This is a genomic window from Micromonospora sp. NPDC048839, from assembly GCF_040649915.1.
Taxonomy (GTDB): domain Bacteria; phylum Actinomycetota; class Actinomycetes; order Mycobacteriales; family Micromonosporaceae; genus Micromonospora.
In genome coordinates this window covers 22,040-35,615 of the sequence record NZ_JBEZGL010000036.1, presented here as the reverse complement: position 1 = coordinate 35,615, position 13,576 = coordinate 22,040, and the positions used below count along the sequence as shown (strand labels likewise).

Sequence of the window (13,576 nt, the reverse complement as noted above, 5' to 3'; positions counted from 1 at the left end):
CACACAACCACGAGACTCAGCGGTGGCTGCTCCCTGCCCACGGACAAAACCACACCGCCGCAGCAGGTCAGAACGGATCTCCTGCTGGAGTACTAACCTCACCCACACCATTCCACCCTCGACAGTACGCCGAATAGACGCGCGTGGGAATTGCGCGGTCATGGCTGCTGTCGGGGGTGTCTTGTATGGTCAGAGGCGTGATCGCCTCGCGTGCCAGCACCCATTGAAATTGATTCTCAGGAGCAACGGCCGCGCGTTTCACCGATGGCGTCCGGATGTAACAAAATGCAACATGGAGAGGGCGGGAGCCGATGGCCGACGACATGGGATCGACAGTGCCGCGACGGCAGCTCGGGCGGGCGCTGCGCGAGCTGCGCACCGAGGCGCGGATGACGCTGGACGGCGCGGCCGAGGCGATGCAGTGGAGCCGGCAGAAGATGTGGCGCATCGAGAACGGCCTCGGCCCGGTCCGCACCCTCGACGCCAAAGCCATGTGCGACCTGTACGGGGCGACGCCCGACCTGACCGGCGCCCTCAGCGCCCTGGCCGCCGAGACCAAGGCCAAGGGCTGGTGGCACTCGTACGGCGACGCCGTCCCCGACTGGTTCGAGCTGTACGTCGGCCTGGAATCCGCCGCGTCACGACTACGGGGGTACGACGAGTCGCTGATCCCCGGTCTCTTGCAAACAGAGGCGTATGCCCGAGGTGTCTTTCAGAACCGCACCGACATGAGCGATGACGAGATAGACCAACACATCAGCATCCGGCTCCAGCGGCAGGATCTCCTACGGCGACGGTTGCCGAAGGCACCTCAACTCAGCTCAGTGCTCGCCGAGGCGCTACTGATCAAGCAGATCGGCAGCCGGGCGGTGATGGTCGAACAGCTTCGCCACCTGAACGACCTCGCTGGTCTACCGAACCTCTCCATCCGGATCCTGCCGCTATCAGTCGGGGCGCACTACGGCGCACTCGCCGGCACCTTCATGATGCTCGACTTCCCGCTGACCAACCGAGTCGTTCCGGAGCCATCCGTCGTCTACAGCGAGTCGCTGACGGGTGCCCTGTACCTCGACCGGCCCGAGGAGATGGCCGCCTACGAGAAGGTGTGGGCCAGCCTTACGTCTCTGGCTCTCGATGAGCAACAATCGAGGCAACTCATCAACAAGATCGTCGAAGAGGTTCATCATGGCTGAGCTGACCGGCGCCCAGTGGCGCAAGAGCACCCGCAGCGGCGACAACGGCGGTGCATGCGTCGAGGTCGCCGACAACCTGCCCGGCCTCGTCGCCGTGCGCGACAGCAAGGACCCAGCCGGACCCGCCCTCACATTCTCCCCCACCGCTTGGACCAGCTTCGTCCGTTCTCACAAGTTCATTCGTTAGATGGCTCCGCTCACGGTGCACCCGGCGCCGCAGCCGGGTGCACAGCCCTCACCTCTGAGTCATGAGGCGCTCACCGCCGCAGACTCCCGACCCCTGCCCGACCTCCGGGTTTGCGACAGGAACAGCGGCAGAAGCCATCGTGTATGTGGAAGCCAGGGCAACGCCCAAAGCTGGCAAATCTTCGTTAGAGACAGCCCAAACAGGGTCTACTGCCTGCTCAGGAAATTGCCCTGAGCAGGCAGGATTTACACAATCTGTTGAACGGCGGCGTGAATCCCCGCAGACTGCGTTCCTCACGGTGGCCAGCAGAGGCAACTACTAGCGATAACTCCGCATCCGCGCTCGCCATGGCTTTGCCTGCCGGAATCGTTCGCCACATGCCTCCGGGAACAGTGCGATTGTCCGGTGACCTTCACTGCGCGGTCATGCTTCTGGGTGCTTCCAGCGTATAGTTACACAGTGCGGTATCATAGCATCAACTAGTTGCGCCGCTTGTCAGCGCCAGAAAAGAGTCTGAATGCCGAAGATTGCGTTGTTCAATCACAAGGGTGGCGTAAGTAAGACCACCACGGTGTTTAATGTGGGTTGGATGCTCGCCGAGCAAGGGCATCGCGTCCTGATGGTTGACTCCGATCCCCAGTGCAATTTGACTGGGATGGTGCTTGGGTTCAAGGGGGCGGACGAGCTTGAGTCGTTCTACGAAGAGCAGGGCCAAAACACCATTCGATCTGGCTTGACGCCGGCCTTTGAAGCGCAGCCTCGGTCCATTGAAGCAGTGGAAGCGGTTCAGGTCAAAGGGCGTCCCGGCCTCTACCTGTTGGCTGGCGATCTGCGGCTCTCCGAATACGAAGTGACATTAGGTATTGCCCAAGAGCTTTCGGCAGCAATTCAGGCCCTACAAAACCTGCCAGGGAGCCTGGTGTTCTTGATAGATCGCACTGCGAAGGAGATTGATGCCGACTTCGTTCTAATAGATATGAGCCCCGGCCTTGGTCCCATCAACCAGAACTTGGTGATGACTAGCGACTATCTCATACTTCCAACGTCTCCGGATGTCTTTTCGGTAATGGCACTTGATTCTCTCTCGCGAGTGTTGCCGAGGTGGAAGCAGTGGGCAGTTCAAGCCAGCAAGCTGCCTGTGTTGCAGGACGCCGCTTACCCGTTCCCTCAGCCCAACCTGAAGGTTCTTGGAACTGTTGTTCAGAAGTTTCGGCCACGTAACGGGAGACCCGCGACTGCTTTCCAGAAATGGATTGATGAGGCGGGCTCGACGGTCAGGTCCAGGCTGCGACCGGCCCTAGAGAAGGCGGATCTTCTGTTGCCTCAGACCGTGTATCGGTCCGCAGGGGTGGACGACACACTAAATCTCGCCCTAATCGCGGACTTCAACAGCCTAATCTCGCGTTCTCAAGAATTTCTGACTCCGGTTTTTGCGCTGACGGTGCAGCAACTTAAGGCGGTTGGCACTGTTCTTGAAAATAGTGAAGAGTCGCGAGATGCCTTCCATCGCGAATTTAGTGCGCTGGCAAGCAGGGTGGCGAGAATGACTGCAGCCTGACGTCGAGAGAGAGTACGCCAAGAATGCCAGCTGCGGAGTTGGTCATGTTTAGGAAGAATATGGCCTATGCGCGAAATCTTTCTGCGACCGCCATTGCACTTGCCCGCCAAGTAACCACCGCGATTAACACTGATGACTTACTGCGTGCGTCTCTTGTCCAAGGCGTGAGCGCTTTCGACCACTTTATTCACGAGGAAGTTTGCGCTCGGATGATCTTGACACAGCAGGGATCTCATCCAATGGCCAAAGGCTACGTAAGGTTTCGCGTTAGCTTGGACTCCGTAAATCAAGCGTTGGCTGGATCCGGCGTTTCCTGGCTTGAGTCAGAGATTCGAGAACAGCACGGCTATTTAAGCTTCCAAAATCCCGACAAAGTCGCGGATGCGCTTAGGCTGGTTACGGATGCAAGCGTGTGGCCCGCAGTCGGTGGCCACCTGAACCGGAAACACGAAGACCTCAAACGTCAGCTGAAGCTGATTGTTGATCGCCGCAACAAGATTGCGCATGAGGCAGACACCGATCCGACGCCCCCCAGGACGAGGTACCCCATTGAAGAACCCATGGTCCGGCAGAGCTTAGATTTTCTAGAGCAGCTTGCTGAAGCAATAATTGCGGTCACGTAGAGGGCTGACGGCCTACGACGTCTGCCAGCCCGCGTCGGTCGCATCCTGAAGCCGCTTGCTGAACACGGCATGCGCCTGTCGATATTCAGTCTCCCGATCCGCCTTGTAGAACGGCGTGGTGTAGCCATCGGGCACCGGGTTGCGCTCCGGGTCGTCGAGGTACGCCATCAAGTGCTCGTAGTGCTGCTTCGTCTGCCCGTGCCCGAACACGCGGGAGTCGGCCGTGATGCGTCGCCCGGACGCGTCGAACCACATCTGGTCCTCGCGGTCGATCAGGATCGAATACCGCGATCGCAGCATTGCCAGCAACTCATCGATACCAATCTCCAGCCACACCGCGACCAGGACGTCGATCTCCACCAGAGCCGCTCGTCGGTCCCGCTCGCTCCGCAGTGCGGTGGCGGAACTCCACGCCGGCTCCACCTCGCCGAGTGAGCTGAGGTTCGGCCATGCCATGGCCCACCGATCGATCGACCAATTGGCGTCGAACAACCCGTTCCACAGAGAGGCGTACGCGTTCGTGACGCAGTTGAGACGCAGTGTGCGCAGCAGCAGGCTCGGCGCCAACGGATGGTCGACAGCCGGCGCCGGCATCACCCGCGCCTCGCCCAGTTGAAGATGCGACCGGCCGGTGATGCGCACCAGATAGTCCAGTGGTAGTGCGGCCCAGAACCCGGCCGACAGCGCGGTTGTCCGATCGTCATCCAGGGCCATGCTGTGCACCGCGTGAACGTGTGCGGCTCCGGGCGGAATCAGCGCAGCGAAAAGGGAACGCTCGGTATCGAAGGCGATCATGCATCGCCACGCCACGCGATACCGCTCGGTGTATCGCACTCCGTCCCAGACGTCCTGCGCCTTCCTGGTCTGTTCCTCGACACCCGCAAGCACGTAGTTGGCGCCGGGAACGAAATCCTGCGGCAGTGACGTGAGGTCGACTGCAATCCAGTCTTGGTTGCTTCGACATGGGACCCGCGGCTGCTTGACGAAGGGCGTGGCGATGCCGAGGTGTGGCCCTTGCAGCACCAGCCCATCGAGTGAGTCGGGCTGGCCTTGCTGCCAACGGATCAGACCGTCCTTCTTGCCGTTCGCCTCGTTGTAACCAGGACTGATCCACAGCCTCCCGTCGCCTAGGCGGCGCCTCACGGCGGCGAGGGCAGCGATGGCGTGCTCCTCATCGACGGTGACCGGATGCAGCAGCGCGGCGCGACCCACCGTGCTGTCCGTGTCGCCCCTCAGCCGTTGCCAGACTTCCAGAGTGGCATCGTCCACCTCGACAACACGGGACCGATGCGGCCGGAGGTCCCATCTCCCATTGTGCTTCTGGCCGGGAACCGGCCCGACTCCGTCGTGGTCGAGCGAGTCGGACAGCACGCGGGCGCCGTAGAGCTGACTGAGGTGCCGGAAACTGACCTCGCGTGACGGACCGTAGATGTGCACGCCGAACTCGACGGTATGATTCGCGCCTTCAAACGCCCAGTTGGCTTGGTTGACGAAGCCACCGTGGACGCGGAGGTGGCGGTAGGCCGCCTCCCTCAGCGGCCCCTCCTTCGCTCCTCCGAAGTGGGTGTCCGGATGGATCAAGCCCGCTGTGCCTGACCGGCCAAGGTGTGACCAGACCCGGCACGCCATCGCTCGATAGAGGTCCGGCCGCGTGCCGACCAGCAGTGGATAGCTGCCCGGATGCACAAGCGCGGCGACCAGGGCGGCGTTGCTCGTCAGCTGTCCGAGGAAGTCCGACCTCGTGGTCTGGTTGGCGAGCTGCGCAAACTTGCGCTCCCGCCACAGCTCTACCGGCGGCTTATCGGCCAGTCGGAACCATGGCTCGTACTCGGCGAGCACGTCGTCCTGCTTCCAGTCGGGCCGGACCCACGGGGGATTTCCGACCTGCAGATCGAAGCCGCCATTGGCGAACGCTTGGGCGAAGGTGAGTTCCCAGTGGAAAAAGCCCTGCTGATCGGCGATCTGGTCAGCGGCGAGCAGCCAGGGGAACCGGTCGGAAAGCGTCCACGGCGAATCCACGCCAATCACGCCGTCGAGCTTCTGCTCGAGTTCGCTCATCTCGCTCAGGCTCGTGAGCGTCCGGCCGTAGAACCTCTCGGTGTTCTCGTCGACATCGGTCCGGCCGACGACCGCTTCGGCGAACGTCAGCCAATCGTCCATGTTGGACAGCGGAACCTGTTGGCGAAGCTGTTCCGCCACCGTCATCCGCCGGGTGCCCGTAGCCTTCGTCGGGAGCTTCATCTGCTGCGGCTGCACATGGCCGAAGAAGTCTGCCGCCTCGTAGACCACTGGTTCCTCGTACGCCGGCTCGTCCTTGATGTGCGAGACCTGGACGGGCGCAGCCGGGTAGACCGGGTCGGTGCCGTCGAGCAGCCCGACCTTGTCCAGCGGCCAGAACCACAGCGCGCACCACACGTCCATCAGCGTCTTGAGCCGCCAGTACGGAGTCCCAGGCGCGGTCAGGTCGGCGAGGATCTCTTCCCGAGGCACGGCTTCGGTGACCTGCGGCAGGTCCTCGGCACCCCAAACCGCGATGTCGCGGCGGATCTCCCGCTCGGAGATGTCGAGCCGCTGCTGCACCAGCCCCCACAGGAATTCGACCCGCCGAGCAAGCGCCTGCAACCGCTGGACCTGCGAGTTCTTTCCCTTGGCGGACGGCGTGCGCTTCATCGCCGTACGCCATGCCTTTAGTCTCGCGGTCTCGGCCGGCGCCAGCTCGCGGGCCTCCTTCTCCCCCGCGACCGCGCCCCAGCCGTCGGCGGGGAGCAGGAAGTGGTGGATGGTGCCCTCGTCGATCGGCCCGTCCCGGAAGGGCTGCTCCTTCGGGGCGGTGGTGAGCCACGACTTGTCGGCGAGCTGCTTCGGGCCGTAGGTCTTGCGGCCGGCGCCGATGAGGGAGTTGCCGCGTTGCAGGTGCAGGCCGAACCAGGGTGCCTGCAGGCCGGCGTGCATGACGTTGAGCCAGAGCGACACCTCGGCCAGCTCGACGGCGGTGCGGTTGAGGTCGACGCCGTAACTGTTGTGCAGGGCGATGTACGCCTTCACCCGCTGGAGTTCGAGGTGGTATTGCTCCGGGTCGAGAGTGGTGTCGAGTTCCTTCTGCCGCCGGCGCAGGTATTCGGCGGCGACCTGGTTGATCGCCTCGTTGAGGAAGGCGCCGGAGCCGAGCGCGGGCTCGCAGATGGTCCAGTCCAGCAACTCGCGGGCCGGGGTGATCGTGTCGTCCTGGTCGAGCCGGTACTTGAGGGCGAGCTGAACGGTGACCTCGGTGAGCGACTGCGGGGTGTAGTAGGAGGCGCTGGTCTGCCGGTCGCGGCCGGCGAGCCGGTAGACGAACTGTCCCGGCTCGTAGCAGACCCGGCTACGGACGCCGGTGTACAGGTTCTCCTTGTAGACGAAGACGTTGTCGTCGTACTCGTCGGTCTTGGAGGCCGGGATCATCCACGAGCCGTCCTTCGGGTCGCCGTTCTTGGCGACCTCGTAGAGCTGCTCGGTGGCGACGAAGCCGGTGTACGACATCAGGCCCTCGTAGACCGCGCCGAGTTGGTTGATGCCGAGTTGGGCGTACGAGATGAAGCCGCCGCGGCGCTTCTTGCCGCCCTTGGTGAGCATCAGCCGGCGCAGCACCTCGTAGAGGACCTTGTTGCGCAGCCGCGTGTCGATCTTCGGGGCGTGCTCGTCGTCGGGGTCGCTGCCCGGTTCGGCGATCAGCCGGCCGATGAGCTTCGTCTTCTCCGGCAGGAACAGATCCGACTTCATCGGCTCGAAGCGCAGACCCTCCCCCTCGCTGGCCTTCTCCTCGACGTCCGCGCCGCCGCGTGGCCGGTGCCCCTCGTTGACCATGCCGAACAGCAGGTCGAGTGACTCGTACAGGTGGGTCCCATCCTCGGCGGAGGGGGCGAGCCTGCGGGAGACGAGGTCACCGAGGCGGGCGAGGCTGTAGCCCTCGACGTACTGGGGGTCGTTGACCGGCAGCACGCCCAATTCGGGGCGGGCCTCGGCGTAGAGCAGGAACAGGATCCGGTAGAGGTAGCGCAGCGACTCCCGGCCCAGCTCCTTGGCCAGCTCGTCGAGGTCCATCACCTGCTGTGGGTGGTAGCCGGCCCGCCGGATCTGGTCGAGGACCTCGTTGGCGATGAGTTCGACAGAATCCTTCAGGCCTACGCGGAGTTCGCTGGAGACACCGACGGCGTGCTGGCGGGAGCCGGCGACGAGGTCGGCGAGGGGTTCGGTGCCGCCCTCGGCGGGCGGACGCAGCGAGTCGGCGCCGAAGAGCGCGGCGACGACGTCGAGTTCCTTGTCGTCGTTGCGGGCGTATGTGGTGTCGAGGCTGACGGCCAGGTAGCGGCCCTCGCCCCAGACGGTGCAGTCGGCGAGGGTGATCACGCCGCCGCTGAGGATCAGCACGTAGCGGGGCTTCGGGCTGTCGGCGGCGAAGAGCAACGAGGCGAGCTTGGCGCCCGTCTCGATGGTCTCGGTGCTCGACAGGGTGAGCGGGTCGAGCAGGCGGCCGGCACCGTCCGGGTCCTGTGCGGCCTCGGTGTCGACCGCCCAACCGCAGTCCAACGCGACGATGCCGTGCGCGGTGGTCAGCTCGGCGTGGGCGACGCTGACCTCGTACTCCTGGCCGTTGCGCTCGACGGTGATGGTCTGCGGTTGCGGGTCGAAGCCGAGCGCCCGCAGCACGTCCTGGTGCTGCTTGCGCAGCCGCTCCGGGTCGAAGAAGTCGTCGTCGGTCAGCTCGGTCTTGGCGTCGAAGTACTGCCGGCGCATGCCGCGCAGCCCGGCGCGCGGCGTGACCCGGCCGGACTTCTCGTCCTCGGCCCACTGCTTGAGCAGACCACCCTTGAGGGTGGTGGGCAGGATCTCGGCGAGGTAGTGCGCGGAGAGGTACTCGCCACGGTTGGTCAGCGACTCGAAGCTCATGCGGCGTTCTCCTGCGACGGTACGAGGACGGCGAGCACCCGCAACAGCGGGTCGCCGGCGGTTTCCAGGCGGTCGAGCAGGTCGTGCTGCTCCTGGACGGTGGTGTCGACGCGTTGACGGCGCTTCTCCCGGTGCGCGCCGGGCAGCTCATCGAGGCTGATCAACCTGCTGATCCGTGCCGCCCACTTGGCCACCAGGCTGCTCACCTGGGAGATCACCAACGGCGTCGCGATGCCCAGCGTCGCACCGGCCTCGGCCAACCAGAGCGGCAGCCTGACCGCCAGCACCGAGACGAAGTCCGCGATCAGGTCCCGAACCAGCTCGCGGACCAACGCGACCAACAGCCCGGCACCCTCCACCAGTGAGGCGATGCCGCCAGCGGCCCGCGCGATGCCCTCCATCGCCCGCACCTGGCGTGCCATATACGCCTGGTAGGCCCGCGCCGAGGCGCCATCCCACTCGGCAAGCTGCATGGGAACGCCCGCTTGCAGGTCGGCATGCGCATCGGTGCTCTGCTTCGCGACGTTGCGCCACGTGCGCGCGTAGGCGTCGATCTGGTCCGGGTCGCCGGCCAGCCAGTCCAGCGCGTCCGACAGCGGCTTGACGTGTTCGAGCAACCAGCCGACGCCCCAGCTGACAAGCGAACCGAGCGGGTCGAGCACGGTGGCCAGAGCGTCCATCGAGGTGGCGACGCCACCGATCGTCGAGTCGATCCAGCTGCCCGACTCGATCCCCGACACCGTGTCGGCGACGTCCTCCACCAATCCGAGCCCGGTGTACCACCGGGTCGAGTCGTGGCGCGCCGCCACCAGCGGGTTGGCCGCCGTGTCCGTCACAGCGGCAGACCCAACCGCCCACCACTGTTGTTAAGTAGCCGTGCGCTCGCCGCGTCGGTCGCTTCCGTCGCGGCAGCGACCGCTCGTAGGTCCGCTGCCGCCTCACGCAGCGCCATAGCGGACTCTCGCAGCGCGGTCACCGCCCTGTCCGCCACAGGGTCGATCAAATGAGGCAGGAATCGGCAGAGCTGCCCATACGCCTCCGCGCCCATCTGCGCGTATGCCGCCGCTCCACGAGCGGTTTCCATCTTGTCGGCGGCGTCGTCGACCGTCGCGGCGTGCCGAATCACCGCCCCCGCCGACATCTGCATCTCCGCGTCACCAGCCACTTCTGGCGTCCCGTTCCCACCGATCGGGCTGCTCGTCAACGGGCGGGGGGAAGCGCCTGGCAAAGGTGTCGGTGACCGCCCGCCCGGTCTCCGAGTCGGTGCCCACGGTGTCGTGCACCGCAACAGTCACCTGTTCGGTCAACCCGGCCTGCGCACGGGCGACGGTGGCCATGATGATGCTGGCAAGTTCGGAGCTACGCATCCGCTGAACGCGGTCGTCCAATCGCAGGTCCGTAAGCGCCCCGGAGGCGGCGACCGTCAGGCGCACTGCACCCTCCGCGCCGGTTGCCGACGCCGTGATGGCCGCGACCCGCTCCGACAGGTCGGCGGCGGACTGAGCGCGTGTCGACAGCTCCGCTGTCCAGGAGTGCAGCATTTCCTGGGCCGCGTCCGGATCTCGTCCAAACACTCCGCACCCTCCCCGCTACGACCTCGGTGCCCCGCTCAGCCCTCCACTGTGCACCACAATCGCGATGGGCGGTGTCCCTCAGCCATCACATACCGCATCGACAGGGCGGACCAGGGGCACCGATCGATGACATGGTAGGCCGGAAGCGCCAGGATCACGCTTGGCGGCCTGAGTAACGGCAAAGGCATCGCCTTACCGGGCGTCGGCGTCTGGTCGCAGGGCCCCCCGCGCCAGTCCGTCAGCGGTCAGTTGCGCCAGTTCCGCCCCGAGCGACGCAGCCTGCCGGATCGCTGACTCGAACGCATTGAGACGCCGGAACGCCTCCCCATGGGCCCGCTGCTCGTCGAGCGACAGCCGGCGCACCTGCGCCCGTCGAATGTCGAACCGCATCGTCCCCGACAGGCTCGACGACTGCTTCTCGTTCGCGGATGTGCGCAACTGCCCCGCGAGGAACCACGGATCCAGCGCCCCGGAGTACGGCCGCAGCAGGTAGAGGTTGCGTCCCAGCAGCGCCCCCTCGGTGGTGACCACCCGTGCGGTGAGCTGCCGCGCGATCATCGGCACCACCACGTCGCCCACCGCGAGGCGGATCTCCTGGCCGAACCGGTCGTCGACCCTTCCGGACGCCTCCTCCCCAGCGAGCACGTCCTGGACGGTGAGCACCGGTGGTCCGTCGGGGGCGGGTGTGGAGGTGCCGGCGCGGACCGGGCCGATCAGTTGCAGGGCCCCGGTCTTCGCCAACTCCCCCACGGTGAGGAAGAGGCCAGCCGGCCCGTCGGGTGCGGGCGCGACCTGCGGTAGTAGCGCCGGCAGCTCGCCGACGATGGCGGCCAGTCGTTCTCTGGTGCGTACCAGATGCTCTCCCGATGCCTCGCCCACGACGGCGGGTTGCCGGCGCGCGGGGGTGAGGTCGACCTCCTCGTCGAGCAGCTCGATGACCGGGACCGCGCGGGCGAACCCGGCCTCCTCGACGTCGCCGTCGGGGGCGGCGGCGAAGGCCCGCCACGCGGTCAGCACGCGCGGTGCGGTGTCGGCGAGGTCGCCGCCGGCGGCGTCGATCAGCAGCGCCCGCGCCGGTGGCGGCGCGTCCGTCGCGGCGCGGCGCAGCACCCACAGGTGCAGGGGTACGCCGTGCGGCGCTGCCACGCCCGGCGGAAGCGCGATGACGGCGCGCAGGTGGCCTCGGCGCAGCAGTTCGCCGCGGATGCGTTTGCCGGCACGGCGACTGGCGACCGTGGGTGGCATCAGCAGGACGGCGTGCCCGCCGACCCGCAGGTGCGCCAGGGCGTGTTGCACCCAGGCCAGCTCCGGTTCGGTACGGGGTGTGGTGCCGACGATCCAGCGGGGGTCGTGGCCGAGTTCCTCGTCGCCCCAGTTGGTGGCGCCGAAGGGTGGGTGGCAGACGACGGCGTCGACGGTGCGGCCGGCGAAGGCGTCGGCGCGCAGTGAGTCACCGGTGCTGACTTCTCCGGGTACGTCGTGCAGGGCCAGCCACAGGCCGGCGAGTCGGGCCAGGTCCTCGTCGAGTTCCTGTCCGTAGACGGAGGTGCTGCCGGCGCGGACGGCGGCTCGCAGGATGGCGCCGGAGCCGGCGGCCGGGTCGAGGACCGATCCGCCGCCGACGCTGGCGAGCCCGATCATCAGGTCGGCGAGGTCGTCGGGGGTGGCGAAGGGGCGGCCGGGGCCTGGTGCGGAGAACCGCTGCCACAGCTCGTCGAACGCGCCCTGCGCGCCCAGCTCGTCGGCGAGGGCGTCGACGTCGGGCCGGAGTGGCGCGAGCTGCGCGTCGACGCTGCCGCTGCGGGAGCCACGTTGACGGGCCAACAGCAGGGCGCCGACGGCGGCGAGACCGCCGGCTGCGGAGTCGCTGGCTGCGGCGAGGTGCCGCCAGAGCCGGTCGGCGGTGGCCAGCTCGGGGAGCTTGCCCTGGGTGCGTAACCACTGCTCGACCTGGATCAGGTCGAACTCGGGGCTCGCCGTCGTCCCGCCCACCGGGGCGGGGAAGTCGGGGTGCCGTTTACGCCAGTTGCTGACCGCAGCGCGACCGACACCGGCGAGCCGGGCGATCTCCGCTGCCGTGATGGTCGGGTTCTCCACGCCGAAAGTCTCGCATACCTGTCAAGCACGAGAATGTCTGTTGACAGTGTTGTCGGACGATGCTCTTATTGACCCCGCAACGCTCACCTCAGGAGGACAACGATGCGCAAGACCATCACTCTCGCTCTGCTCGCCACCGGCCTCGTCGCCCTGGGCTGCGGCTCCGGTGCCGCCGACAAGACGAGCAGCTCCAGCGGCGACGAGAGCGGCGCCAACGCGGGCACCTCCGCCAGCGGCAAGGACGAAGTCAAGGACGAGGACAAGGCGAAGACCGCCAAGATCGGCCAGCCCGCCCGCGACGGGAAGTTCGAGTTCACGGTGAAGTCCACCAAGTGCGGCGTGGCCAAGGTCGGCAGTGACCCGCTCGGCCAGAAGGCGCAGGGCCAGTTCTGCCTGGTCACGCTCAACGTGAAAAACATCGGCAAGGAAGCGCAGATGTTCGACGGCAGCAGCCAGAAGGCGTACGCGGCCGACGGCGCCGAGTACTCCGCCGACTCCGGCGCGGCGATCTACGCGAACAAGAACGCCGAGACGTTCCTCAACGACATCAACCCCGGCAACCAGGTCAACGGCGTCGTGGTCTTCGACATCCCGAAGAACGTCAAGCTCACCAAGCTCGAGCTGCACGACTCGATGTTCTCCGGCGGCGTCGACGTCGCCCTCGGCTGACCTCTCCCCCACCGACCGGGGCGGGCAGCCCACGCCCGCCCCGGCTGTTCACAGCCCACCCGTTCACAGAAGGAGCCTCGCCATGACCGCCTCGATCACCCCCGAGCCGCCCGAGCAGCCCACCGCGCCGATTCCTCCCGCGCCCTCGGCTCCGGTGGCAGCAACCTCGGAAGACACGTCGACCAACGTCGCCAAGCCGGCGCGGCGCTCCCGTACCCGCGCCTACCTGATCGGTGGGCTGGCCGTCGTCTTCGCCCTGTGCTGTGGCGGCGTCGGAATCATCGCCCTCTCCGGAGATGATGCCGACCCGGTTGCTCAGGCGGGAGCTCGTCCCAGCTCGACTGCACCCTCGACCCCCGCTCCGTCCACCGTGGCCCCGACCACGGCCCCCGCCCCCACCACCGCTGCCTACGACTCGCCGACGAAGAAGGACTTCAATCTCGGCGTCAAGATCCTCAAGAAGAAGTGCTTCGGCAGCGCCGGGTGCAACATCACCTACCGGATCGACGTCACCTACATCGGCGCCGGTCTGGATCCGTCGAAGACGTACGAGGTCACCTACGAGGTACGCGGCGGCGAGGACCCGATGGTGAACACCTTTGAAGTCACCGGCGATACCGCTTCGGTGCAGCAGGAGGAGGACGGCGGCACCAAGCGGTCCACCGACAAACTCACCGCCGTCGTGACCGACGTAGCCGAACTGTAGAGGCCCCAAGCAGTAAGCGCTCCGCCCTCCGCCGGCAGTCGCC

The 13,576-nt window shown here is 66.2% G+C and carries 11 protein-coding genes; 6 read left to right on the top strand and 5 right to left on the bottom strand.

All coding sequences use genetic code 11. The features are described from left to right. Positions 1-311 precede the first annotated feature (311 nt). The 4 genes from AB0C25_RS35950 to AB0C25_RS35935 all read left to right on the top strand — a co-directional run bounded on the left by AB0C25_RS35950 (position 312) and on the right by AB0C25_RS35935 (position 3,561). Positions 312-1,193 carry a helix-turn-helix transcriptional regulator gene (locus AB0C25_RS35950; protein WP_357379466.1) on the top strand — a complete coding sequence of 294 codons (882 nt, stop codon included), beginning with the start codon at positions 312-314 and terminating at the stop codon, positions 1,191-1,193. Next, positions 1,186-1,380: a DUF397 domain-containing protein gene (locus AB0C25_RS35945; RefSeq protein ID WP_357379464.1), complete on the top strand. Its 195-nt coding sequence runs from the start codon at positions 1,186-1,188 to the stop codon at positions 1,378-1,380. Before AB0C25_RS35950 ends, AB0C25_RS35945 begins: the two co-directional genes overlap by 8 nt. 517 nt (positions 1,381-1,897) lie before the next feature. Beyond that, on the top strand, positions 1,898-2,938 hold the full coding sequence (locus AB0C25_RS35940) for a ParA family protein (RefSeq protein ID WP_357379462.1): 1,041 nt from the start codon (positions 1,898-1,900) through the stop codon (positions 2,936-2,938). A 44-nt stretch (positions 2,939-2,982) separates the two neighbouring features. Next, a complete protein-coding gene (locus AB0C25_RS35935) occupies positions 2,983-3,561 on the top strand; it encodes a hypothetical protein (protein ID WP_357379460.1) in 579 nt (192 codons plus the stop codon). 12 nt (positions 3,562-3,573) lie between these two features. On the opposite strand, the gene AB0C25_RS35930 is transcribed toward AB0C25_RS35935, so the two are convergent. The 5 genes from AB0C25_RS35930 to AB0C25_RS35910 all read right to left on the bottom strand — a co-directional run bounded on the left by AB0C25_RS35930 (position 3,574) and on the right by AB0C25_RS35910 (position 12,158). After that, complete coding sequence (locus AB0C25_RS35930; protein WP_357379458.1) at positions 3,574-8,487, bottom strand: class I SAM-dependent DNA methyltransferase; 4,914 nt, start codon at positions 8,485-8,487, stop codon at positions 3,574-3,576. Then, complete coding sequence (locus tag AB0C25_RS35925) at positions 8,484-9,323, bottom strand: WXG100 family type VII secretion target (protein ID WP_357379456.1); 840 nt, start codon at positions 9,321-9,323, stop codon at positions 8,484-8,486. The genes AB0C25_RS35930 and AB0C25_RS35925 overlap by 4 nt, the downstream gene beginning before the upstream one ends. Beyond that, entirely contained in the window at positions 9,320-9,652 is a 333-nt protein-coding gene (locus AB0C25_RS35920; protein ID WP_357379454.1) for a hypothetical protein, read from the bottom strand. The genes AB0C25_RS35925 and AB0C25_RS35920 overlap by 4 nt, the downstream gene beginning before the upstream one ends. After that, entirely contained in the window at positions 9,642-10,061 is a 420-nt protein-coding gene (locus AB0C25_RS35915; RefSeq protein WP_357379452.1) for a YbaB/EbfC family nucleoid-associated protein, read from the bottom strand. The genes AB0C25_RS35920 and AB0C25_RS35915 overlap by 11 nt, the downstream gene beginning before the upstream one ends. Positions 10,062-10,253: 192 nt before the next feature. After that, entirely contained in the window at positions 10,254-12,158 is a 1,905-nt protein-coding gene (locus AB0C25_RS35910) for an N-6 DNA methylase (RefSeq protein WP_357379450.1), read from the bottom strand. 102 nt (positions 12,159-12,260) lie between these two features. Between AB0C25_RS35910 and AB0C25_RS35905 the strand changes: the two genes are divergently transcribed. Both AB0C25_RS35905 and AB0C25_RS35900 read left to right on the top strand, forming a co-directional pair. After that, on the top strand, positions 12,261-12,827 hold the full coding sequence (locus tag AB0C25_RS35905) for a DUF4352 domain-containing protein (protein ID WP_357379448.1): 567 nt from the start codon (positions 12,261-12,263) through the stop codon (positions 12,825-12,827). Positions 12,828-12,909: 82 nt separating this feature from the next. Continuing rightward, positions 12,910-13,533 (top strand): hypothetical protein, encoded by a 624-nt coding sequence (locus tag AB0C25_RS35900; RefSeq protein WP_357379446.1) that lies wholly within the window; start codon positions 12,910-12,912, stop codon positions 13,531-13,533. Positions 13,534-13,576: the final 43 nt, after the last annotated feature.

Excerpts from the sequence above, each read along its gene's own strand:
- AB0C25_RS35950 (WP_357379466.1), top strand. The coding sequence starts at position 312 with ATGGCCGACGACATGGGATCGACAGTGCCGCGACGGCAGCTCGGGCGG.
- AB0C25_RS35935 (WP_357379460.1), top strand. The coding sequence starts at position 2,983 with ATGTTTAGGAAGAATATGGCCTATGCGCGAAATCTTTCTGCGACCGCC.
- AB0C25_RS35940 (WP_357379462.1), top strand. The coding sequence starts at position 1,898 with ATGCCGAAGATTGCGTTGTTCAATCACAAGGGTGGCGTAAGTAAGACC.
- AB0C25_RS35905 (WP_357379448.1), top strand. The coding sequence starts at position 12,261 with ATGCGCAAGACCATCACTCTCGCTCTGCTCGCCACCGGCCTCGTCGCC.
- AB0C25_RS35945 (WP_357379464.1), top strand. The coding sequence starts at position 1,186 with ATGGCTGAGCTGACCGGCGCCCAGTGGCGCAAGAGCACCCGCAGCGGC.
- AB0C25_RS35930 (WP_357379458.1), bottom strand. The coding sequence starts at position 8,487 with ATGAGCTTCGAGTCGCTGACCAACCGTGGCGAGTACCTCTCCGCGCAC.
- AB0C25_RS35900 (WP_357379446.1), top strand. The coding sequence starts at position 12,910 with ATGACCGCCTCGATCACCCCCGAGCCGCCCGAGCAGCCCACCGCGCCG.